Origin of the sequence: Mesorhizobium sp. M1338 (assembly GCF_040318045.1) — a bacterium.
In the GTDB taxonomy this organism is placed as follows: Bacteria; Pseudomonadota; Alphaproteobacteria; order Rhizobiales; family Rhizobiaceae; genus Mesorhizobium.
The window spans coordinates 1-21,382 of sequence record NZ_JAMYLL010000007.1 but is presented as its reverse complement, the minus strand read 5'-3'; the positions used below and the strand labels follow the sequence as shown (position 1 = coordinate 21,382).

At 64.2% G+C, this 21,382-nt stretch carries 19 protein-coding genes; 17 read left to right on the top strand and 2 right to left on the bottom strand.

The annotated features are described in order from the left end of the window. Positions 1 to 49 precede the first annotated feature (49 nt). From NKH19_RS09235 to NKH19_RS09220, 4 genes are all read left to right on the top strand, one after another. Positions 50 to 1,519 carry a sugar ABC transporter ATP-binding protein gene (locus NKH19_RS09235; protein WP_352866202.1) on the top strand — a complete coding sequence of 490 codons (1,470 nt, stop codon included), beginning with the start codon at positions 50 to 52 and terminating at the stop codon, positions 1,517 to 1,519. Between the two features lies 1 nt (position 1,520). Beyond that, positions 1,521 to 2,501, top strand: a complete 981-nt coding sequence (locus NKH19_RS09230) for an ABC transporter permease (protein ID WP_352866199.1) — start codon at positions 1,521 to 1,523, stop codon at positions 2,499 to 2,501. A 3-nt stretch (positions 2,502 to 2,504) separates the two neighbouring features. Next, positions 2,505 to 3,452: an ABC transporter permease gene (locus tag NKH19_RS09225; RefSeq protein WP_352866197.1), complete on the top strand. Its 948-nt coding sequence runs from the start codon at positions 2,505 to 2,507 to the stop codon at positions 3,450 to 3,452. Between the two features lie 347 nt (positions 3,453 to 3,799). Continuing rightward, positions 3,800 to 5,872: a 3-hydroxyacyl-CoA dehydrogenase NAD-binding domain-containing protein gene (locus NKH19_RS09220; RefSeq protein WP_352866194.1), complete on the top strand. Its 2,073-nt coding sequence runs from the start codon at positions 3,800 to 3,802 to the stop codon at positions 5,870 to 5,872. A 27-nt stretch (positions 5,873 to 5,899) separates the two neighbouring features. Here the strand turns inward: NKH19_RS09220 and NKH19_RS09215 are convergent, their stop codons facing one another. Then, the gene (locus NKH19_RS09215; protein ID WP_352866192.1) at positions 5,900 to 6,706 is read right to left on the bottom strand and encodes a LuxR C-terminal-related transcriptional regulator; all 807 of its coding nucleotides are present in this window, start codon (positions 6,704 to 6,706) and stop codon (positions 5,900 to 5,902) included. A 111-nt stretch (positions 6,707 to 6,817) separates the two neighbouring features. Here NKH19_RS09215 and NKH19_RS09210 point away from each other — a divergent pair, with 111 nt between their 5' ends. The 9 genes from NKH19_RS09210 to NKH19_RS09170 all read left to right on the top strand — a co-directional run bounded on the left by NKH19_RS09210 (position 6,818) and on the right by NKH19_RS09170 (position 16,053). Then, a complete protein-coding gene (locus NKH19_RS09210; protein WP_352866190.1) occupies positions 6,818 to 7,954 on the top strand; it encodes an ABC transporter ATP-binding protein in 1,137 nt (378 codons plus the stop codon). After that, complete coding sequence (locus NKH19_RS09205) at positions 7,935 to 9,098, top strand: ABC transporter substrate-binding protein (RefSeq protein WP_352866187.1); 1,164 nt, start codon at positions 7,935 to 7,937, stop codon at positions 9,096 to 9,098. The genes NKH19_RS09210 and NKH19_RS09205 overlap by 20 nt, the downstream gene beginning before the upstream one ends. A gap of 75 nt (positions 9,099 to 9,173) precedes the next feature. Continuing rightward, positions 9,174 to 10,037 (top strand): ABC transporter permease, encoded by an 864-nt coding sequence (locus tag NKH19_RS09200; protein ID WP_352866184.1) that lies wholly within the window; start codon positions 9,174 to 9,176, stop codon positions 10,035 to 10,037. Continuing rightward, positions 10,037 to 10,849 (top strand): ABC transporter permease, encoded by an 813-nt coding sequence (locus NKH19_RS09195; protein WP_352866181.1) that lies wholly within the window; start codon positions 10,037 to 10,039, stop codon positions 10,847 to 10,849. The genes NKH19_RS09200 and NKH19_RS09195 overlap by 1 nt, the downstream gene beginning before the upstream one ends. Positions 10,850 to 10,859: 10 nt before the next feature. Further along, positions 10,860 to 11,621: an SDR family NAD(P)-dependent oxidoreductase gene (locus tag NKH19_RS09190; RefSeq protein WP_352866178.1), complete on the top strand. Its 762-nt coding sequence runs from the start codon at positions 10,860 to 10,862 to the stop codon at positions 11,619 to 11,621. A gap of 300 nt (positions 11,622 to 11,921) precedes the next feature. Then, positions 11,922 to 12,668, top strand: coding sequence for a hypothetical protein (locus NKH19_RS09185; protein WP_352866176.1), 747 nt, complete (start codon positions 11,922 to 11,924; stop codon positions 12,666 to 12,668). A 363-nt stretch (positions 12,669 to 13,031) separates the two neighbouring features. Further along, entirely contained in the window at positions 13,032 to 13,361 is a 330-nt protein-coding gene (locus tag NKH19_RS09180) for a hypothetical protein (RefSeq protein ID WP_352866174.1), read from the top strand. Between the two features lie 5 nt (positions 13,362 to 13,366). Then, the gene (locus NKH19_RS09175; protein WP_352866172.1) at positions 13,367 to 14,749 is read left to right on the top strand and encodes a glutamine synthetase family protein; all 1,383 of its coding nucleotides are present in this window, start codon (positions 13,367 to 13,369) and stop codon (positions 14,747 to 14,749) included. Next, positions 14,749 to 16,053, top strand: a complete 1,305-nt coding sequence (locus NKH19_RS09170; RefSeq protein WP_352982097.1) for an NAD(P)/FAD-dependent oxidoreductase — start codon at positions 14,749 to 14,751, stop codon at positions 16,051 to 16,053. The genes NKH19_RS09175 and NKH19_RS09170 overlap by 1 nt, the downstream gene beginning before the upstream one ends. A 265-nt stretch (positions 16,054 to 16,318) precedes the next feature. Here NKH19_RS09170 and NKH19_RS09165 read toward each other — a convergent pair whose 3' ends face one another. Further along, positions 16,319 to 17,089: an IclR family transcriptional regulator domain-containing protein gene (locus tag NKH19_RS09165; protein WP_352866167.1), complete on the bottom strand. Its 771-nt coding sequence runs from the start codon at positions 17,087 to 17,089 to the stop codon at positions 16,319 to 16,321. Between the two features lie 120 nt (positions 17,090 to 17,209). Here NKH19_RS09165 and NKH19_RS09160 point away from each other — a divergent pair, with 120 nt between their 5' ends. The 4 genes from NKH19_RS09160 (at position 17,210) to NKH19_RS09145 (ending at position 21,259) form a co-directional block, all read left to right on the top strand. Then, positions 17,210 to 18,067 carry a CoA transferase subunit A gene (locus NKH19_RS09160; RefSeq protein WP_352866165.1) on the top strand — a complete coding sequence of 286 codons (858 nt, stop codon included), beginning with the start codon at positions 17,210 to 17,212 and terminating at the stop codon, positions 18,065 to 18,067. Continuing rightward, a complete protein-coding gene (locus NKH19_RS09155) occupies positions 18,064 to 18,870 on the top strand; it encodes a CoA-transferase subunit beta (protein WP_352866162.1) in 807 nt (268 codons plus the stop codon). Before NKH19_RS09160 ends, NKH19_RS09155 begins: the two co-directional genes overlap by 4 nt. A gap of 1 nt (position 18,871) precedes the next feature. After that, positions 18,872 to 20,077 carry a 3-oxoadipyl-CoA thiolase gene (pcaF, locus tag NKH19_RS09150; protein WP_352866585.1) on the top strand — a complete coding sequence of 402 codons (1,206 nt, stop codon included), beginning with the start codon at positions 18,872 to 18,874 and terminating at the stop codon, positions 20,075 to 20,077. A 150-nt stretch (positions 20,078 to 20,227) separates the two neighbouring features. Continuing rightward, entirely contained in the window at positions 20,228 to 21,259 is a 1,032-nt protein-coding gene (locus NKH19_RS09145) for a BMP family protein (RefSeq protein ID WP_352866160.1), read from the top strand. Positions 21,260 to 21,382 lie beyond the last annotated feature (123 nt).

Below are 21,382 nucleotides of genomic sequence, written 5' to 3'. Positions count from 1 at the left end.
GCATCACGGCAGCGTTGCCGTCCGTATCGCCGAGCGGATATCGTTGAGCATGCCTGAAGGGAACGCTGACATCATCAGACTGAACGGCGCCGAAAAGCATTTCGGCGCCGTTCGCGCACTGGGCGGCGTCGATTTTCGCGTCGGGCCCGGTGAATGCGTCGGTCTCGTCGGCCACAATGGCGCCGGCAAATCGACGCTGATGCACATGGTGGCGGGCACGCTGGTGCCCGACAGCGGGCAGATCGGCGTGCATGGCGGCACCGAGGACAACTACTCGGTGTCGCGGGCGCAGCAGCTCGGCATACGCTGCGTGTTCCAGGAGCTGTCGCTGTGCCCCAATCTCAGCGTCGCCGAGAACACGCGCATCAACCATGCTTCGCTGCGCGGGCTCGGCTGGCGGCGCAAGGCGGCGGATCTGATCGCGGCCAAGCTCGACGAGATTTTTCCGGGCCACAGCATTTCGCCGTCGGACATTGTCGGCGATCTCTCCATTGGCCGACGCCAGATGGTCGAGGTGGCGCGCGCGTTCACGGTCACTCAGGATCGGCTTGACCTCGTCATCCTCGACGAGCCGACATCGTCGTTGGACGCGCATACGGCTGGCCAGCTGCTGGCCTTCGTGCGCCGCTTCGTCGCCGGCGGCAAAAGCTGCATCCTGATTTCGCATGTGCTGGGCGAGGTGCTGCGCAACGCCGACCGCATCGTGGTGATGCGCGACGGCAAGGTGGTTGTCGCAGACGCCGCCAGTGCCTTCGACCGCGACCGGCTGGTGACGGCGATGGGCGGAGCGGAAGCGCGCCAGAAGATCGCCGCCGAAATCGCTGCCGCCAAGATCGGCGCCAGCCCGCTGCGGGTTCGGGCGCGGCCCGCCGCGCAGAAGGACGGTACCGACCTTGTCGCTTGCGCCGGCGAGATCATCGGCCTTGCCGGGCTGGCCGGCCATGGCCAGACCGATCTGCTGCTGGCGATCTTCGCGGCGGCGTCGCGCGCCCGGACCGGCATCGAGGTGACGGCACCGGTGGCACTGGTCGCCGGCGACCGCCAGGCGGACGGCATTTTTCCGCAATGGTCGATCGCGCAAAACATCGGCATCCGCTCGCTGGCGCGCCTGCGCAACGGGCTGTTGATCTCGCCGCAGCGCGAGGCGGAGCTTGCTGCATATTGGCAAAAGAAGATCGGCATCCGCACGCCGGACATGAACAACAACATCTTCTCGCTATCGGGCGGCAACCAGCAGAAGGCGTTGTTTGCCCGCGCCCTCGGCTCGGATGCACAGATCGTGCTGATGGACGATCCGATGCGCGGCGTCGACATCGGCACCAAGCTGGAAGTCTACGACCTCGTGCGCGAGGAAGCAGGCCGCGGCCGTACCTTCCTCTGGTACACCACCGAAACCGAAGAGCTCGACAATTGCGACCACATCTATGTTTTCAAGAACAGCCGCATCGTCGCCAATCTGCGCCGCGACGAGTTGACGGAAGAGAAGATCATCCAATCCTCGTTCGGCGATGCGGCCTGAGATGACGGCCGCCAGTCTCGAAACCGCTGCCAGGACTTCCGCCGAGCGTGGCGCGCTGGCCCGCGCCCGCCTGTTGCGCGGGCTGCTGCCGGCGCTGTCGTTGGCACTGGTGCTGCTTGCCATCGCCTGGCTCAACCCGCGCGCCATCAGCTATTTCGGCTTCAGCTTGATGCTCAATTTGGCGATCCCGATCGCGCTGGCGACGATCGCGCAGATGTTCGTCATATCAGGTAACGAGCTCGACCTGTCGATCGGCACTTTCGTCGGCTTCGTCGGCTGCGTCACCGCGACCTGGCTGAAGGACGCGCCGCTCATCGGCGTCGTCATCCTGCTCGGGTCGATCGGCGTCTATGCGCTGCTCGGCGCGCTGATCCATCTGCGCAACCTGCCTTCGATCGTGGTGACGCTCGGCATGAGCTTCGTCTGGCAGGGGTTGGCGATTCTCATTCTGCCCAAACCAGGCGGCAAGGCGCCGGACTGGCTGCTTGGGCTGATGGCGTTCAAGCCGCCTTTCGTGCCGTTCCCGATCATCGCCGCGCTGCTGATCGGGCTCATCGTTCATTTCGGCCTCATGCGCACCTCCTATGGCGTGATCCTGCGCGGCTCGGGCGGCAATCCGGCGGCACTCGGCCGCGCCGGCTGGTCGCTGCTCAAGACCAAGATCGTGCTGTTTTCGTTGGCCGGCCTGTTCGGCGTGCTGTCGGGCATGGCGCTGATCGGCATCACCACCTCGGCCGACGCCAATATCGGCAATGGCTACACGCTGCTGGCGATCGCCGGCGTCATCCTCGGCGGCGGCGAGTTCGTCGGCGGGCGGGTGTCGCCGATCGGCGCGGTAATCGGCGCGCTGACGCTGGCGCTGGCGGCCTCTCCGCTGCTCACCTTCATGCATATCCCACCCGACTGGCAGGTGGCCGCCAACGGCGCCATCCTGATCATCGTGCTGGCGGCGCGGGTGCTGATCAGCCGCAGGGAGAGGTGAGCGATGGCATCGGTGAAATCGCTGCTCAACAAACCCTGGATCTGGTCTTTTCTCGGCGCGCTTCTGGTCTGGCTGGCGACGATCGTCTTCACCGGCGGGTACGGCGGAGGCGGCATGGTCACCGCCGCCCTGTCGCTTGCGGTGTTCACTGTCATCGTCGGTGTCGGGCAGATGTTCGTCATCACGCTCGGCCCGGGCAATGTCGACCTGTCGCTGCCGGCCAATATCGGCCTCGCCAGCGCCGTCGCCATGAAGGTGATGGACGGCAACGACGCCATGATCGCGGTCGGGCTGCTGGCGGCGCTTGCCTGTGGTGCGGCGGTCGGCGCCGTCAACTATCTGCTGATCTGGGCGCTGCGCATTCCGCCGATCATCGCAACGCTGTCGGCCAGCTTCATCATCCAGTCGATCGACATCAGCTATGGGCGCGGGCTGCAGATCAAGCCGCCGCCGGGCTTCGCCGATTTCGCCAACTGGCAGGTGCTGGGCATTCCGGTGCTGGCGATCCTCACCGTGCTGTTCACCATCGGTGCGGCCATCGCCCTGCAGCGCATGATCTATGGCCGCTCGGTGCTGGCGATCGGCCAGAACATCCGTGCCGCGTGGCTCGCCGGCGTCAATGTCGGCCGCATACGCTTCCTAACCTACACGCTGTCGGGCGCGCTCGGCGGCATCGACGGCGCGCTGCTCGCCGGCTATTTCCGCGGCGCCAATGTCGACATCGGCAACGAGTACCTGCTGGCTTCGATCGCCGTCGTCGTCATCGGCGGTACGTCGGTGGCCGGCGGCAAGGCGAATGTCCCCGGTGTCTGGGGCGCGGCGCTGTTCCTGGTGCTTTTGCTGACCATGCTCAACACCTTCGGCGTCAGCGCCGGCGTGCGATTGCTGCTGACAGGGCTGATTATCGTCGGGGTGATTACGGCGGCGGGCGGGCAGAAGGCGCTGCGGTGAGGTGGTGGTGGGATAAACGTCGATGCTGGCGGGACAGCACCCCCCTCTGTCCTGCCGGACATCTCCCCCGCAAGGAGGGAGATTGGCAGCCTTAGCGCCTCGCTCACTCTTACAGCGTTGGAGATTGGCGAAAGCCGAGGCGACGTCCAATCTCCCCCCTTGCGGGGGAGATGCCCGGAAGGGCAGAGGGGGTGTGTGAAGGATCGCTACTTTCGGAGATGATGGCGGCCAGGCACCTCGAACGGCTAATCATTGTGCCAGGCCGGCATCCGGTTCCCATCCGCGCCATGGCGCTGTAAATCCGGCTTGCGCGGCCATGGCTGCTGATTAGTGCTGGGAGGTTTTGCTTGTCCGATTTCCTCAGGATCAACCGCGATGGCGGTGTCGCCATCGTCACCATCGACAATCCGCCGGTCAATGCGCTGAGCTTCCACCTTCGCGAACCGCTGATGCAGGCGCTGGTTGAGCTGCGCGACGATGCGTCGGTTGCTGCCGTCGTCATCGTTTGCGCCGGCCGGACCTTTGTCGCCGGGGCCGACATCACCGAATTCGGCAAGCCGGTGCAGCAGCCCGATCTGCGCGCCATCGTGGCGACACTGGAATCGATCACCAAGTCGACCGTTGCCGCCATTCATGGCACCGCGCTTGGCGGCGGCCTGGAATTGGCGCTCGGGTGCCATTTTCGCGTTGCCGATACCGGCGCCAAGCTCGGCCTGCCGGAGGTGAAGCTTGGTCTCTTGCCAGGCGGCGGCGGCACGGTGCGGCTGCCGCGCCTTGTCGGCGCGCTGAAGGCCTTGAAGATGATCGTTTCCGGTGCCCCGATCAGTGCGACCGAGGCGCATGCCGCCGGTCTGGTCGATGCCGTCTTCGAAGGCGATCTGACCACGCATGCCGTCAACTTTGCCAGGGAGCTAGCCCGCAAGGGTGGCCCCTTCACCCCGGTGCGCGATCGCGATGACGGGCTCAAGGAGACCGACCTGGCGGCTCTCGACGCCGAGGCGGCGGATCTTGCCAGGAAGGCGCGCGGCCTCGATGCGCCGATCGCCTGCGCACTGTCGGTGCGCAATGCCGTCACGCTGCCCTTCGACACGGCGCTGGCGGCGGAGCGCGCGCTGTTCGTGAAACTGGTCGCCAGCGACCAGTCGCGAGCGCAGCGCCATCTGTTCTTCGCCGAGCGTGAGGCGGCGAAGATTTCGGCCAAGGATGTCGTCAAGCGCAGGATCGCCCGCGTCGGCGTCATCGGCGCCGGCACGATGGGCGGCGGCATCGCCATGGCCTTCGCCAATGGCGGCTACCCCGTCATCCTCCTGGAAACCAGCCACGAGGCGTTGCAGCGCGGATTGGCGACCATCGACAAGAACTACTCGGTGTCCGTCACGCGCGGCTCGTTGACCGAAGATGCCAAGCGCCAGCGGCTCGCCCAGTTCACAGGTTCCACCGACTATGCCGACCTCGCCGATTGCGACCTGATCGTCGAGGCGGTGTTCGAGGACATGGCGGTCAAGAAGGAGGTGTTCGGCAAGCTCGAAGCGGTGGCGAAGCCCGGTGCGATCCTCGCCACCAACACATCCTATCTCGACATCGACGAAATCGCCGCCTCGACCTCACGGCCGCAGGATGTGGTCGGGCTGCATTTCTTCTCGCCGGCCAATGTCATGAAGCTGCTGGAGATCGTGCGGGCCGACAAGACCGCGCCCGATGCACTGGCGACCGTCGTCGACCTGGCGCGGCGGATCGGCAAGGTGGCCGTGGTCGTCGGCGTCTGCCATGGTTTCGTCGGCAACCGCATGCTGGCGGCGCGTGGTTCGGAATCGGAAGCGCTTCTTTTGGAAGGCGCCACACCGCGCCAGATCGACCAGGCGTTCACCGATTTCGGCTGGCCGATGGGGCCGTTCCAGATGGGCGATCTGGCCGGCCTCGACATTGGCTGGCGAAACCGCAAGGCGCGCGGCCAGACAGCCGTCATCGCCGACACGCTGTGCGAGCAGGGACGGTTCGGCCAGAAGACCGGCAAGGGGTTTTATCTCTATGAGAACGGTTCGCGCACACCGGTTCCGGACCCGCAAGTCGAGGCGCTGATCCGCGCCAAGGCGGACGAAAAGGGCATCGCTCCGCGCGCGATCAGTGCGGAAGAAATCATCGAGCGCACGCTCTATCCCCTGATCAACGAGGGCGCGAAGATCCTGGAAGAAGGGATCGCGGCCCGCGCGTCCGACATCGATGTCGTCTGGGTCAATGGCTACGGCTTTCCCATCGGCAAGGGCGGCCCGATGTTCTGGGCCGGTCTCGAAGGGGCGGGCAAGATTATCGAGCGGCTCGAGTACTGGCATCAGCGCACCGGCAAGGACATTTTCAAGCCGGCGCCACTGCTCAAGACAATGGCCGAGACGGGTTCCTGGGAAGCCGGCGCAACAGCCTGATCGAGCGGTGGTTCAAGGCCGGAGGAATTATCGGATCCGCGCGTCGATGATCTCGACGAAGCGGGCGAAGAGGCCGGCCTGCGACTTGATCTTGAGCTTGCGGTAGATGTTGCGGCGATGGACCTTCACGGTTCCCGGCACGATGCGCATGGCCCGGGCGATCGACTCGGTGGAGTGCCCCTGCAGCACTAGGTCGACGACATGCTTTTCGCGCGGCGTCAGCGACAGGCTCTGCCAGATATGGGCGCGATCGAATTCGTTGACGGACGCTATCGTCTCGTCCTGCTTCACTTCCGCCGGTTCGTCGGCCGGAAGGGCGGGCCAGCGCAACCTGGCGAAGCTGATCACCGCCGACGCCATGTCGCGCAACAATCTGGCATCGGCGGTGCCGAACGGGCCCGAGGCGCGCAGCCGCATCAGTGAGAGCACCAGCGCATCCTTGCCGGGCAGCGGCACGAAGAAGCCGACCTCCTCGGCCAGCCTGGTCTGGCTGTAGTAGGAGCGAAAATACTCGCTGGCGTAGAAGCGGTCCGGCGCCAGTTCGCGCATGCGCCAGAACCCTTCCTTGCGCTCGACCGCCGCGTGATGGAACGGGTCGAGCAGATACGGCCCCTCCTGATAGAGCGCGACGAAGACGTGGCTTTCGGCTGGCGAGAACGTCTCGAAGAGCAGAGGCGGGCGCGAGGCGCCGCGATAGCCGAAGATCACGCAGTGATCGAAGCTGACATGCTGCCGCAGCCAATCGACCAGCGCCTGGCCGAACAGGTCGCCGCTGGTCTCTCGCGTTGCCGCGACCAGCGTGGCGAGCCGGCTGTATTCGTCGCTGCGGGACAATCCATACCCCCTTAAACGAGAAAATAGATCAGATATACCACCTGCGAGGTATATACTAGCCGGCATTGGCTCTGGTAGCGTCTTGAAATTGCCCCGGGGAGTCCGCAGCCTTTGACCGCAGTGCCCGACATCGAGTTTCGCGGCGTCACAAAGCGCTATGGCAGCGTGACGGCAGTGAGCGGCATCGATCTTGCCGTCCCGCCATCCGCTTTCGTCGCTCTGCTCGGGCCGTCCGGCTGCGGCAAGACCACCTGCCTGCGCATGATCGGCGGTTTCGAACAGCCGAGCGAAGGCCAGGTGTTCATTCGCGGCCAGGATATGGCCGGCACGCCGCCCTACCGGCGGCCGGTCAACATGGTGTTCCAGCAATACGCGCTGTTTCCGCATCTGGATGTCGAGGACAACGTCGCCTACGGGCTGCGCCAGGCAAGGCCGCGGTTGTCGTCGCGCGAGATCGGCCTGAGAGCCGGCGAGGCGCTCGAAATGGTGCGGCTTGCCGGCTATGGCCGTCGCAAGATCCACGAACTGTCCGGTGGCCAGCAGCAGCGTGTCGCGCTGGCACGCGCGCTGGTCAACAAGCCGGCGGTGCTGCTGCTCGACGAGCCGCTGGCGGCGCTCGACAAGAAGCTGCGGACCGACATGCAGATCGAGCTGCAGAACCTGCAGCGCGAGATCGGCATCACTTTCGTGCTGGTCACCCACGACCAGGAGGAAGCGCTGTCGATGAGCGATTTCGTCTGCGTCATGAATGGCGGCCGTATCGTCCAGCTCGGACAGCCGAGCGAGATCTATGACGAGCCGGCCGACCTGTTCGTCGCTGACTTCGTCGGTAAGACCAACCTCTTGAGCGGCAAGGTCGCCGGGCATACGGGCGATCTGGTGGAGGTGGCGCTAGCGGACGGCACCGTGATTGCCGCGCGCAAGCGCACCGCCTTGCAGCAAGGCGAGGCCGTGTCGGTCAGCCTTCGTCCTGAATCGCTCAGTCTCGGCACTTCAGGAAGCGGCCGCTTCAAAGGCATCGTCCGCAATCGGATTTTCCTGGGTTCGACAGCGGAATACGCGATCGAGGTCCAGGGCATTGGAACGCTGCTCGCCAAGGCCGATCATCTGATCGGCCACGGCAATCTCTTCAAGCCGGGTGAACCCGTCGCCATCGGCTTTACCTCCGGAACGCCGCTGGCGTTTCCGGACCCCAAGAACAACGGGACCAACCAGAGGGTAGATAAACATGTCGAAATCATATCGTGATGGACTGCCGATAAGCCCCGAGAAGTTTGTCGACCAGCTGATGCGTCTGAAGCGCGGCTCGATCGGCCGCCGCGATTTCCTTGGCCTCACCGGCCTTGGCATCGCGACGGCGGTGATGGCGCGCGAGATCGGAATCATGCCGACGCCGGCCTTTGCCGCTGAAAGCCTTGGCGACCGCATGTCGATCGCCACCTGGCCGAATTATCATGACCCGGCGACATTCGAAAATTTCAAGAAGGACACTGGGGTTGCCGTCGAGGTCAACGTGTTCGGCTCCAACGAGGAGATGCTGGCCAAGCTGCAGGCGGGCGCCTCGGGCTGGAGCCTTTTCGTGCCGACCAACTACACGATCTCGACCTACAAGAAGCTCGGCATCATCGAGCCGCTGGAGATGGCGAAGCTGCCGAATTTCGACGGCTCGCAGGAAGACCCGCGCTTCACTGGGGAAGGCACGATCGACGGAGTGGCCTACGCCGTACCGAAGAACTGGGGCACCACCGGCTTTGCCGTCAACACCAAGAAGCTGACCAAGCCGATGACCAGCTGGAAGGAGTTCTGGGACACCGCCATGGCGGAAGGCGACAGCCGCACCATGGTGCACGACTACCAGCTCACCACGATCGGCAATGCCCTGAAATATTACGGCTACTCGTTCAACTCGCTCAAATCAGACGAACTAGCCAAGGCGGAGGAACTGCTGCTGAAGGTCAAGCCGCATCTGTTCGCGGTTTCATCCGACTACCAGCCGGGAATGCGCGCTGGTGACGCCTGGATGACCATGTGCTGGACGAACGATGGCGCGCAGTTGCATCGCGACATTCCCGAGATCGCCTATGTGCTGGGCAAGGAAGGCGGCGAGATCTGGACCGACTTCTACGCCATCCCGAAGGACGCGCCGAACAAGCCCGCCGGTTACGCTCTGCTCAACTACCTGATGAACCCGCAGGTGGCGGTGAAGGAGCATCTGGCCAATGGTGCGCCATCGACCGATGCGCGGGTCAACAAGCTGCTGCCGAAGGAGGTGCTCGACAATCCGATCCTTTATCCGGCGGCGGACCTGTTGACGCCGCTGGAATTCGGCGCGGCGGCAACGCTGACCGATCCCGGCCGTGCCGAATTGATGGCGCGCTTCAAGTCGGCCTGAACCGCGCGGCCTCAAATTCGACTCAGATAACTTGACCGGCGGGTTCATTCCCGCCGGCACCGGGGCAATCTCTCCATGCACGGCAGCCGTCTTCGCAAGAACCTTCTGACCGCCATGCTGCTCGGTCCGGCGGCCGCGTGGCTGGTGGTGTTTCTGGTGCTGCCGTTCATCGCCATCGCTGTATTCAGCGTCGGCGAACGGGCGCCGGAAGGCGGCTATCAGGCGGCTTTTACTTTCGCTCAATATGCCAATCTTCCAGCGCGGGCGACCGCCTTCTGGAACACAATGGTGCTGGCGCCCGTAGGGGCGCTCGCCTGCCTGCTCGTCGCCTATCCGGTTGCCTATTACCTTGCCTTGCAGGCGCCGCAGCGCTGGCGGCTGATCCTGCTGGCGCTGGTCGTCATTCCGTTCTGGACCAGCCTTCTGATGCGGACCTATGCCTGGATGTATGTGCTGGGCGGGCGCGGCATTCCGGCATTGCTCGCCTATATCGGGTTCGAGGATGTCAGACTGATCAACACGCCGGGCGCGGTGCTGCTCGGCATCGTCTATGGCTATCTGCCGCTGATGATCCTGCCGATCTATGTCAGCCTCGAGCGGCTCGACCGCCGGCTGCTTGAAGCCTCCGCCGATCTCGGTGCAACACCGATTTCGACTTTCCTCGGCGTGACCCTGAAACTGTCGCTGCCCGGCGTGATGACCGGCTTCTCGCTGGTGATGATCCTGCTGCTCGGCGAATATCTGATCCCGACGCTGCTCGGCGGCGGCAAGGTGTTCTTCATCGGCAATGCGCTGGTCGACCTGTTCCTGCAGTCGCGCAACTGGCCGTTCGGATCGGCCATCGCGATCACGCTGGTGCTGGTCTCGGTGGTGGTGCTGATTGCCGCCAACCGCATCTCGACCCGGGTTTCGGGCGCGCGCCGGGTGGATCTGATCTGATGCGCGCCTTCGTCATTGCCGTCTTCGCCTTCCTTTATCTGCCGATCGCACTGGTCGTGCTGTTCTCTTTCAACGCCGGTCACCATGCGAGCGAGTTCACCGGCTTTTCGGTGCAATGGTATGGCAAGGCGCTGGCAAACCCGTTCCTGGTCGAAGCGCTGAAGAACAGCCTGTTCATCGCCGCCACCAGTGCGTCGCTGGCGGCGTTATGCGGCACCGCGGCCGCGCTCGGCCAGGCGCGCGTCGGCGTGCGGACCCGTGCTATCTTCGATGCGCTTCTGGGTGCCGCGATCGTCGTTCCGGGTGTCGTCATCGGCATCTCGACGCTGGTCGCGCTCGTCCAGCTGTTTACGGTCGTCAACCCGTTTCTCGCCTCGATCTGGCCCGATGACAAACCGCCGCGCTTGGCGCTCGGCTATGGTTCGATCATCGCGGCGCACGGGCTGTTCTCCATGGCGCTGGTGACGATGATCGTCGGCACGCGCCTCGGCAGCCTCGACCGCAATCTGGTCGAGGCCTCGAGCGATCTCTACGCCACGCCGCTGACGACGTTCCGGTCGATCGTGCTGCCGCAGATCATGCCGGCGGTCGTCGCCGGCTTCCTGCTCGCCTTCACCTTCTCCTTCGACGATTTCATCGTCGCCTTCTTCGTCGCCGGCGCGCAGACGACGCTGCCGATCTATGTCTTCGCGTCGATCCGGCGCGGGGTAACTCCGGAAATCAATGCTATCGCGACGATCGTGCTCGTCGCCTCCGTGCTGATTGTGGTGCTTGCCCAATGGCAGCTGCGCCAGCGCAAACCATCGAACTGAAAGTCGCATCATGATCCTCAAAGACCGCATCGCCGTGGTGACAGGCGCCGGCTCCGGCATCGGGCGCGCCGGCGCCATGATCATGGCCAGGGAAGGCGCGGTGGTCGTCATCGCCGACAGGGATGAGGCCGCTGGCGAAGCAACGGCTTCGGATATCCGGGCATTGGGCGGGCAGGCCGAGGCGATCGCGACCGATGTCGCGGAGGACGCGGCGGTCGAGCAACTCGTTGCCGGCACGCTTGACAGGCATGGGCGCATCGACATCCTGCACAATCACGCCGGTATCCAGGTCGGCGGCACGCTGACCGAAGTCGAGACCGAAGGCATGGATGCCTCGTGGCGGGTCAATGTGCGGGCGCAGTTCCTGGCGGCGAGGTTGGTCATGCCGTCGATGGTCGCACGAGGCGGCGGTGTCATCCTCAACACCGCCTCCAATTCCGGCGTGTTCTACGACCGCGAGATGATCGCCTACGCCACCTCCAAACATGCGGTGGTGGCGATGACGCGGCAGATGTCGCTCGACTATGCCCGGTACAATGTCCGCGTCAACGCGCTCTGCCCAGGCTGGGTCGACACGCCGTTCAACGAACCGTTCATCGCCCAGATGGGCGGCCGCGAGGCGATCGAAACCTATGTCCGCACCAAGATCCCGATGGGGCGCTGGGCCAGCGCCGAAGAGATCGCCGAAGCGATCCTGTTCCTCGTCTCCGACCGCTCCTCTTTCATGACCGGCCAGGCGCTGGTGATCGATGGCGGCGAAAGCATCGGCTGAGACTATGATCTCGCCGCCAGGCCCTTTATTTCAGCGCCTTTCCGATACACTGCCCCACGACTTTTCCCTGCTGCCGGTCGGTAGCCAGGACTATGGTCCGATCGGCATGGGACTTCAGTGCCACGGCGGTCCACGAGCGTAGATTTTCCTATAATATCAAATGGTTACGAGTCTTGACGGTTGCCAGCTCGCGTATTGAGACCGCATTTGTCTAAAGTTTACTCTGTACAATTAGTAATTCCTCATACGACGGTCGCCTAGCGGTTGGGCGAAGGGTGGCGATTCCCCGAGGAGGTTACCATGACAAACCGAAAGACTCTGTTCGCGGCGCTTGCCGCATTGGCGCTTCTGGCGTCTCCGGCGATAGCCGGAGCCGGCGGCAACGGGCACGGCGGCGGCAACGGCAATGGGGGTGGAAATGGCCACGGTGGTGGCAACGGCCATGGCAACAGCGGCGCTTCGCACGGCAAGTCGTCGGCTCCTGGGCAAGTGGCCAAGGCCGAAGCGGACGACTCCACGGTCGATAAGACCGCAAAGGTCTCGTCCGTGTCCAAGGAGAAGAACATCCACGCCAAGCTTGGCCGGCTGAATTCGCTGCAGCGCAACATCAACGCCTACATGAACTCCAAGAGCAAGAAGTTCGCCGCCATCCAGGCTTTCGTGACGCAGTCCGCGAAAGCCAAGGTCGCCCAGGCCGCAGCTGAGGCGGCTCAGGATAAGCTGGATGCGCTGAATTCGCAGTTGAGCGCCTTGACGTCGCTGACGGCCGAACAGATTGCGGCCATGACGCCCGAAGATCAGGCGGCCTTGCCTGGGAAGATAACGGATCTGCAGGCCGAAATCACCGCCCAGGAGGCAGAGGTCGCCGCCGCCAATGACGCGGCGACGGCGGCAGCGACCGGCACCGATGATGCATCGCTCGACGCGGCGCTGACGGACATGGCCAACAAGCCCGTCGATGCCGATGTCACCGCCTGGGCCCAAGGCGTCCTTGCCGACAAGATCGACCAGACGGCGGCCGCGATTGAAGCGGAAACGACGCCGTAGCGAATCGTCGCCGAAACGGCAGTAGCCAGTCAAGGATGCCGCCGGGTCTCGCCCGGCGGCATTGCTGTTTCGCAGCCATGATCGGGCTGGGTCCCAGCCCGGCCGTCTTCAACCAGTCTACGAAGGCGGTCACTGCCTGCGAGTTCTGACACCTGCACCGCACCGGCCGACATCGACCGTGACATCGTCGACGTCTTCCGGTTGCAGCAATCGCTGCGCGAACACCTGAATATACTCGACCATCTTGAAAGCCGGCAGTATGAGTTGGCTGCCGATCTGCTTCGCATTCGTCTGCGGCTCTCCCGCAACCCGCGACCATAGCGCTGTTCGGCATGATCAGCCGGCCGGAATGACGAGGATTAATTGACGCGTAAAGCCAGCCCGACCATCGCGCTGTTTCCCGAAGCGAGTTTCGAACCAGCGTTGAATTGTGTCGGCTTCGCGCAGGCGCTGCGTGCGAGAGGCGCCCGACCGGGGGCCGGGCATGACAATGCTCGCCGTGCCGGCGAGACCGGCGTTGGTGACCATATCGACCGTGATGCCTGGACCGAAGGAGTATTGGAGAAAGCCATTCTCGGCCTGCTGGCCGATGACCCCATGCGCGCCCGCCTGAAGCGGAATGCAGCCCAAATGGTGCTGAAACCTGGAACGGATGTGGCCGCGCAAGCCATACTCTCTCTGATACGGACATGAACGAAATGCCTGACCAAATCACGACGAATAGCTCCGCCCTGAACAACGCCGATCCGAAAAGCTGGCTGGCCCTGCACGGCATCAACGAGGTCGAGTGCCTGGTGCCCGACATGAACGGCGTGCTGCGCGGCAAGGCCTTGCCGGTGGCCAAATTCCTCCAGGCGCTGGAAGACCGCGCGCTCTATTTGCCGAGCAGCGCCTTCCTGGTCAGCATCGACGGCCGCTATTCCGGCGCGATCGACGAGGGTTTTGCCTATTCGGACCCGGACATGCGCATGGTGCCTGATGTTTCGACGCTCTGCCTCGCGCCCGGCGCCGCTGCTGGCAAGGCCTATGTCTTCGCCGATGCCTTCCACATGGACGACCGGCCCTGGATGGCCTCGCCGCGCCATGCGCTGCGGGCCGTGCTCGATCTCTACCGCCAGCGCGGCTGGCGGGCGGTGGTGGCGCCGGAGCTCGAATTCTATCTCACCGCGCCCAATCCCGATCCCGACCAGCCGTTGACCGCACCGATCGGCGCCAACGGCCGGGCTGAAACCGTGCAGCATCCCTATGACATGGTGGCACTCGAGGAGTTCGAGCCGGTGATCCGCCGCATCTATGATTATGCGGCGGCGGCCGGATTGCCGCTCGACACGTTGATCCATGAATCGGGCACGGCGCAGCTGGAGATCAATTTCCTGCATGGCGATGCGCTGCCGCTGGCCGACAAGGTGCTGCTGTTCAAGCGGTTGACGCGCCAGGCCGCACAGCAAAGCGGCATGCATGCCACCTTCATGGCCAAGCCGATCGCGGCACAGGCGGGAAGTTCGATGCATCTGCACATGTCCATCATCGACGAGGCCGGCAAGACGCTGTTTGCCGGCGGCGACGATGCCGACACCGAAATGTTCGGTCATTTCATCGGTGGCCTGCAGAAATATGTCCCGGAAATCATGCTGCTGTTCGCGCCGAACGTGAACTCGTTCCGCCGCATAAGGCCGAACCACAGCGCGCCGGCCAACATCGAATGGTCGCATGACAACCGTTCCTGCGGCTTGCGCGTGCCGGCTGGTGGCCGCGCCGCGCGGCGGGTGGAGAACCGATTGCCGGGTGCCGATTCCAATCCTTACCTGGCGATCGCCGGCTCGCTGCTCGCCGGCTATCTCGGCGTCGAACAGAAACTGGCGCGGTCGACCGAGGCGTCTGGCAATGCCTATAAGATCAAGAGCACGCTGCCGAAGACCATGGAGGAGGCGCTTGACCGTTTCGCTGCTTGCGACCCGGTGCGGGCGCTGCTCGGCGAGGATTTCTTCCAGACCTATCTGCGCGTCAAGAGCGTCGAACTCGACCTGTTCCAGGGCGTCGTGACGAGTTGGGAACGCGACCACCTGCTGCTCAAGGTGTGATGATGGCCTCCAGTTCAACGGGTTTCAATTCGGGCCTCGATATCGGCAGATCCTACTATGTCGCCACCGCCAATCCATCGCCGGACCATCCGGCGCTGGTGGGAGATGTCGACGCCGATTTGGTGGTGGTCGGCGGCGGCTGCACCGGGCTGTCAGCCGCCCTTCACGCCGCCGAGCGCGGATTGAAGGTGGTGCTGCTCGAGGGCGGCAAGATCGGCTGGGGCGCCTCGGGGCACAATGGCGGCCAGATGATCCCCGGCCTGCGCAAGGGCGCCAAGGGTCTGGTCAAGCTCTACGGGCCCGAGCGGGCAAAGGCGTTGTTCGATCTCGCCTTCGAGGCGCGCGGGCTGGTGCTGGATATCATCGAGCGCCATGCCATCGATTGCGATCTCAGGCTGACCGGCCATCTCGTCGGCGCGGTCAACGGCTCCGATCTTAGGGATCTAGAGGAGGAGGCCGAGTGCCTGGCCACGGTGATGAAGTTTCCGCATGCCGAAATCCTTTCGGCGGCGGAAGCCCGCGGCAAGGTCGACACGCCCTATCACGGCGCGATGTACGAGCCGCTTGGCGGCCACATGCATCCGCTCAATTACACGCTCGGCCTTGCCCGCACCGCGATAGCTGCCGGCGTCACCATCCACGAGAATTCGGTTGCCGTGCGGCTGGAGCGCGAGCCTTCGATCCGGGTCTCGACATCAAAGGGTTCGGTCCGCGCTAAACATGTCGTGCTGGCGGGCGATGCGCTGCTCAGTGGGCTGGAGCCGCGCGTCAACAGCCGTATCATGCCGGTCGGCAACTACATCGTCGCCACCGAGCCGCTGGAAGGCAAGCGCAATGTCATCCCAGCCGATGTCGCAGTGTCGGACACACGCTTCGTCGTCAACTACTACCGGATGTCGGCGGACGGACGCCTGCTGTTCGGCGGCGGCGAGCGCTACACCCCGTCACCGCCGGCGGATATCGCCGGCTTCGTGCGGCCGCATATGGAAAAGACCTTCCCGCAACTTCAGGGCTGCCGCATCGATCACGCCTGGGGCGGACTGGTGTCGGTGACGACGTCGCGGCTGCCGCATGTCGGGCACTATGGCGAGGTCTATTTCGCGCATGGCTATTCCGGCAAGGGCGTCATCCTGTCGACGCTGTCGGGGAAGCTGTTGGCCGAAGCGATCACCGGCGACGCCTCGCGGCTCGACCTGTTCTCGACGCTGACCCCGATGCCGTTCCCCGGCGGCACGGCGCTGCGCGGTCCGCTCTATGTGCTGGGGATGCTGTGGTACGCCATGCGGGATCGCATCAAGCATTGAGGCCGCGCTGCAACGGCACAAAATAGTACCCCTAGCGATCCTTCACACCCCCCTCTGTCCTGCCGGACATCTCCCCCGCAAGGGGGGAGATTGGCAGATTCAGCGCTGCGCCCACCTACATCGGCGGAGATTGGCGAAAGCTGAGATGACAGCGATCTCCCTCCTTGCGGGGGAGATGGCCGGCAGGCCAGAGGGGGGTGCTGGCCCGCCGACGCATGGACTTTGCATGCCGCGGCAGTTGCGATTGGCGGGCGAGAATACCTTACTAAACCACAAAGAAATCCTCGATGCGCTGCCTGGCTCCAAGCAGCGCTGGCAGGATTTCCCGCTCCATCTCCGCGACGGAGAAGCGGGCGGACTGGGTCGAGATGTTGATTGCCGCGACCGTGCTTCCCGAGCGGTCGCGGATCGGCACGGCGATCGAGCGCAGGCCAAGCTCCAATTCCTCGTCGACGATGGCAAAGCCGGCCGCTTTCGCCTTCGCGATAGCCTCGGCCAGCAACGGCTTTTCGGTGATCGTCTTCGGCGTCCGCCTCTCGATCGTTGCCTGGCCGAGAAATGCGTCCAATTCCTGGGGCGTCATGCCAGCAAGCAGGATGCGCCCCATCGAGGTGCAATAGGCCGGCAGTCTGGTGCCGACATCGAGCGACACGCTGAGGATACGACGACCGGGAATACGGGCGACATAGACGACATCCTGTCCCGACAGGATCGCGGCCGAGCAGGCCTCGTTCAGCTGTGCCGCCACCGCGCGCATGATGGGGGCGGCGAAGGTCCATAGCGAGGCGCCACCGAGCCAGGTGCGGGCGACCGTCAGCAGGCGCGGCGACAGCGAGAACACGCGGCCGGCCTGTGTTGCAAAGCCGGTGGCGGTCAGCGTCAGCAGGAAGCGGCGGGCACCGGCGCGGGTCAGGCCTGCTTCCTCGGCCATTTCGGTCAGCGTCATACCCGAGGGATGCCGGGCCAGGATCTCCATGACGGCAAGGCCGCGCTCGAGCGAGCCGACATGATCACGGGAAACAGCCTCTTCGCCCATCTTGTCTCCGCAGAACGGCATCGGCGTCAGGATTGACTCTATGCCCTCTCCGAGCGTAAAAAGTATCGCATATAGAACACATGTTCGCAATACGAACTTTTTGAATTTGGAGCCGACGCGATGGTCAAGTTCCTGCCGCTCAAACAGGCCGTGGCGGAGAATTTGAACAATGGCGACATGGTCGCCTTCGAGGGCTTCACCCATCTGATCCCGACCGCGGCGGCGCATGAGGCGATCCGCCAGGGGTTTCGCGACCTGACCCTGATCCGCATGACGCCGGATCTGATCTACGACCAGATGATCGGCATGGGCATGGCGAAGAAGATCATCTTCTCCTATGTCGGCAATCCCGGCGTCGGCCTGCTGCGGCGCGCCCGCGATGCCATCGAGAACGGCTTTCCGCGCCCGCTCGAAATCGAGGAACATAGCCATGCCGGTATGGCCAATGCCTATGAGGCGGGTGCTGCCGGCCTGCCTTGCGCGGTGTTTCGCGGCTATCGCGGCGCCGGGCTGGCGGCGGTCAATCCAAACATCAAGTCTGTGACCTGTCCGTTCACCGGAGAGGTGCTGGCGGCTGTCCCTTCGATCCGGCCTGACGTCACCTTCATTCATGCACAGAAGGCCGACAAGAAAGGCAATGTGCTGGTCGAAGGCATTATCGGCATCCAGAAGGAAGCAGTACTGGCGGCCAAACGCGCGGTGGTGACGGTCGAGGAAGTGGTCGACAATTTCGACGATCTGCACCCCAATCTGACGGTGCTGCCGCGCTGGACGATCGCGGCGATATCGGTCGTGCCCGGCGGCTCGCATCCGTCCTACGCGCATGGCTATTATGCGCGCGACAATGCGGCCTATCTCGAATGGGACGAGATCGCCGCCGACCGCGAGAAATTCCAGGCGTGGATGCAGGCCAATGTCATCGAGAAGAGCGCCGACGATTTCGCTGCTCGGGTCGAGTATCTGAGGAAAGCGGCATGAGCGACGATCAGACCCGCTTGGGCTTCACCCCGAACGAGATGATGACGATCGCCGCCAGCCGCGCGCTGCGGAATGACGATGTCTGCTTCGTCGGCATCGGTGCGCCATCGGCCGCCTGCAACGTGGCGCGGCTGACGCATGCGCCCGACATCACCTTGATCTACGAGAGCGGCACGATCGGCACCGCGCCCGACGTGCTGCCGCTGTCGATCGGCGACGGCGAATTGTGCGAAACCGCGGTCACCACCGTCGCGGTGCCGGAGATGTTCCGCTATTGGCTGCAGGGCGGGCGCATCTCGATCGGCTTCCTCGGTGCGGCGCAGCTCGACAAGTTCGGTAACATCAACACGACGGTCATTGGCGACTATTTTCATCCCAAGACCCGGCTGCCCGGCGGCGGCGGCGCGCCGGAGATCGCGACGTCGTCGAAGGAGATCTACATCACCATGGCGCAGACCAAGCGAGGGATGGTCGAAAAGATCGACTTCTTCACCTCCTTCGGCCATGGCGAGGGCGGCGATCATCGCAAACGGCTTGGCATCGAGACATCAGGCCCGACCTTGCTGATCACCGATCTCGCCATCTGGAAGCCGGATCCGGTGAGCAAGGAATTCACCGTCGTGTCGCTGCATCCAGGCGTCACGCGCCAGCAGGTGCAGGAGAGCTGTGGCTGGGTGGTTAAGTTCACTGATACGCTTGACGAAACGCCGGCGCCAAGCGAACTCGAACTCAAGACATTGCGCGACCTGCAGGCCCGCACCAAGGCGGCGCATGAGGGAACCGGAAAAGCAAAGGCTGCATGACATGGCCGAGGCCTATATCTGCGACTACATCCGCACGCCGATCGGCCGTTTTGGCGGTTCGCTGTCTTCGGTGCGCGCCGACGACCTTGGCGCGATACCCCTGAGGGCGCTGGTCGAGCGCAATCCCGGCATCGACTGGCAGGCGGTCGACGACGTCGTCTATGGCTGCGCCAACCAGGCCGGCGAGGACAACCGCAACGTGGCGCGCATGGCGCTGCTGCTGGCCGGCCTACCGAAGGAAGTTCCAGGCTCGACCGTCAATCGCCTGTGCGGCTCCGGCATGGATGCGCTGACCATTGCCGCGCGCGCCATCAAGGCCGGCGAGGCGGAGTTGATGATCGCGGGCGGTGTCGAATCGATGAGCCGGGCGCCCTTCGTCATGCCCAAGGCCGACACGGCGTTCTCGCGCAACGCCGAGATCTACGACACCACCATCGGCTGGCGCTTCGTCAACCCGCTGATGAAGAAGCAATATGGCGTCGATTCGATGCCGGAGACCGGCGAGAACGTGGCAGAAGAGTTCGCCATCTCCCGCGCGGCCCAGGATGCCTTTGCCGTGCGCAGTCAGGACAAGGCGGTCGCCGCACAAGCCAGTGGCCGCCTGGCGAAGGAAATCACAGCAGTGACCATCCCGCAGCGCAAGGGCGATCCGGTTGTCGTCACCAAGGACGAGCATCCTCGTGCCGGAACCACGGTCGAGGCGCTGGCCAAGCTGCCGACGCCGTTCCGGCAGGGCGGCACGGTGACGGCCGGCAATGCCTCCGGCGTCAATGACGGGGCGGCGGCGCTGATCGTCGCCTCGGAGGCCGCGATCAAGAAGTACGGCCTGACCCCGATCGCCCGCATCCTCGGCGGGGCCGCCGCCGGTGTGGCGCCGCGCATCATGGGCATCGGCCCGGCGCCGGCGACGCAGAAACTCTGCGCGCGGCTTGGCCTGACGCCAAAACAGTTCGATGTCATCGAACTCAACGAAGCCTTTGCCTCGCAAGGCATCGCCGTGCTGCGCCAGCTCGGCATCGCCGAGGACGCGGAACACGTCAACCGGAATGGCGGCGCCATCGCGCTCGGCCATCCCTTGGGCATGTCGGGTGCGCGTATATCCGGCACGGCGGCGCTGGAGCTTCGCGAACGCGGCGGCCGTTATGCGCTGGCGACGATGTGTATCGGCGTCGGCCAGGGTATCGCGGTCGCGCTGGAGCGGACCTGACGAGCAGTCCTCGCTTGGCCGGCCAAGATCAAGAATCCGGCGCGTGGTTAAATTTGACCACGTGGACAAAAGTCCGGACCCGTTCCATAGTTCCCTGTCTGATTTTTAGAACGGCCGGCTCGACACGGCTGTCAAACAGAGGGGCACGAAATGGAAGACCGGAAGAACAAATCTAATTCGACACGCGAAGGGCTTTCGCGACGTAATGTGCTGGAGCTGGGCGCGCTCGGCCTGGCCGCTGCCATGCTGCCGGGCGCTGCCTTCGGCAAGGATAAGAAGCTGAAGGTGGCGGCGATCTTCGCCACGCCGATCGAGGAGCCATGGGACAACCAGATCCATGTCGCCCTGCAAAAGGCCGAGAAGGAACTCGGCATCGAGTACAAATGGTCGGAGAAGGTGCAGACCGCCGATTTCAGCCGCGTCATGCGCGAATATGCGCAAGGCGGCTATCAGCTGGTGTTGGGCGATGCCTTCGCCGCCGAGCGTGAATCGCGTCGCACCGCCAAGCAATTTCCGAAGACCGCCTTTCTGTTCGGCTCGGGCGCCGGGCCGGCGGAACCCAATTTCGGCGTCTTCGACAACTGGATCCACGAGCCGGCCTATCTGTCCGGCATGATCGCCGGCAAGATGTCGAAGTCGGGCACGATCGGCGCCGTCGCGGCGATGGGCATTCCGGAAGTGAACCGGCTGGTCAACGCCTTCTTCGCCGGCGCCAAGGAGGTCAATCCGAACATCAAGAAGAAGGTCGCCTTCATCGGCTCGTTCTTCGATCCGCCAAAAGCCAAGGAAGCGGCGGTCGCGCAGATCGACGCCGGCGCCGACGTCATCTATGCCGAGCGCTTCGGAGTCATCGAAGCCGCGGTGGAGAAGAAGGTACTTGCCATCTCCAACATGTCCGACCAGTCGAGCCTCGGCCCCGACACGGTCATCACCGGTCCCGTTTGGGACATGTATCCGACGGTCGAGCAGGCGATCAAACTGGTCAAGGCCGGCGTCTTCACCGCGCAGGACTATGGCGATTTCTCGCGCATGGCCAAGGGCGGCTCGTTCCTGGCGCCCTACCACAAGTTCGACAAGACGTTGCCGGCGGACGTCAAGGAACTGGTCGAGAAGAAGAAGGCCGAAATCCTCGAAGGCAATTTCCGCGTCGACGTGGATGAGAACACGCCGGTTTCGGATTGAGTTTTACCCTCCCCCTTGTGGGGAGGGTCGATCCGCGAAGCGGAGCGGGGTGGGGGGTCTTCGGCGCCGGGGCCCCCGCCCCACCCCCCCACCAAATAGAGACCGACGAGCCGGGACACCCGC

Excerpts from the sequence above, each read along its gene's own strand:
- NKH19_RS09160 (WP_352866165.1), top strand. The coding sequence starts at position 17,210 with ATGGTCAAGTTCCTGCCGCTCAAACAGGCCGTGGCGGAGAATTTGAAC.
- NKH19_RS09200 (WP_352866184.1), top strand. The coding sequence starts at position 9,174 with ATGCACGGCAGCCGTCTTCGCAAGAACCTTCTGACCGCCATGCTGCTC.
- NKH19_RS09185 (WP_352866176.1), top strand. The coding sequence starts at position 11,922 with ATGACAAACCGAAAGACTCTGTTCGCGGCGCTTGCCGCATTGGCGCTT.
- NKH19_RS09165 (WP_352866167.1), bottom strand. The coding sequence starts at position 17,089 with ATGGGCGAAGAGGCTGTTTCCCGTGATCATGTCGGCTCGCTCGAGCGC.
- NKH19_RS09235 (WP_352866202.1), top strand. The coding sequence starts at position 50 with ATGCCTGAAGGGAACGCTGACATCATCAGACTGAACGGCGCCGAAAAG.
- NKH19_RS09145 (WP_352866160.1), top strand. The coding sequence starts at position 20,228 with ATGGAAGACCGGAAGAACAAATCTAATTCGACACGCGAAGGGCTTTCG.
- NKH19_RS09170 (WP_352982097.1), top strand. The coding sequence starts at position 14,749 with ATGATGGCCTCCAGTTCAACGGGTTTCAATTCGGGCCTCGATATCGGC.
- NKH19_RS09205 (WP_352866187.1), top strand. The coding sequence starts at position 7,935 with ATGTCGAAATCATATCGTGATGGACTGCCGATAAGCCCCGAGAAGTTT.
- NKH19_RS09155 (WP_352866162.1), top strand. The coding sequence starts at position 18,064 with ATGAGCGACGATCAGACCCGCTTGGGCTTCACCCCGAACGAGATGATG.
- NKH19_RS09195 (WP_352866181.1), top strand. The coding sequence starts at position 10,037 with ATGCGCGCCTTCGTCATTGCCGTCTTCGCCTTCCTTTATCTGCCGATC.
- NKH19_RS09230 (WP_352866199.1), top strand. The coding sequence starts at position 1,521 with ATGACGGCCGCCAGTCTCGAAACCGCTGCCAGGACTTCCGCCGAGCGT.
- NKH19_RS09175 (WP_352866172.1), top strand. The coding sequence starts at position 13,367 with ATGCCTGACCAAATCACGACGAATAGCTCCGCCCTGAACAACGCCGAT.
- NKH19_RS09225 (WP_352866197.1), top strand. The coding sequence starts at position 2,505 with ATGGCATCGGTGAAATCGCTGCTCAACAAACCCTGGATCTGGTCTTTT.
- NKH19_RS09190 (WP_352866178.1), top strand. The coding sequence starts at position 10,860 with ATGATCCTCAAAGACCGCATCGCCGTGGTGACAGGCGCCGGCTCCGGC.
- pcaF (WP_352866585.1), top strand. The coding sequence starts at position 18,872 with ATGGCCGAGGCCTATATCTGCGACTACATCCGCACGCCGATCGGCCGT.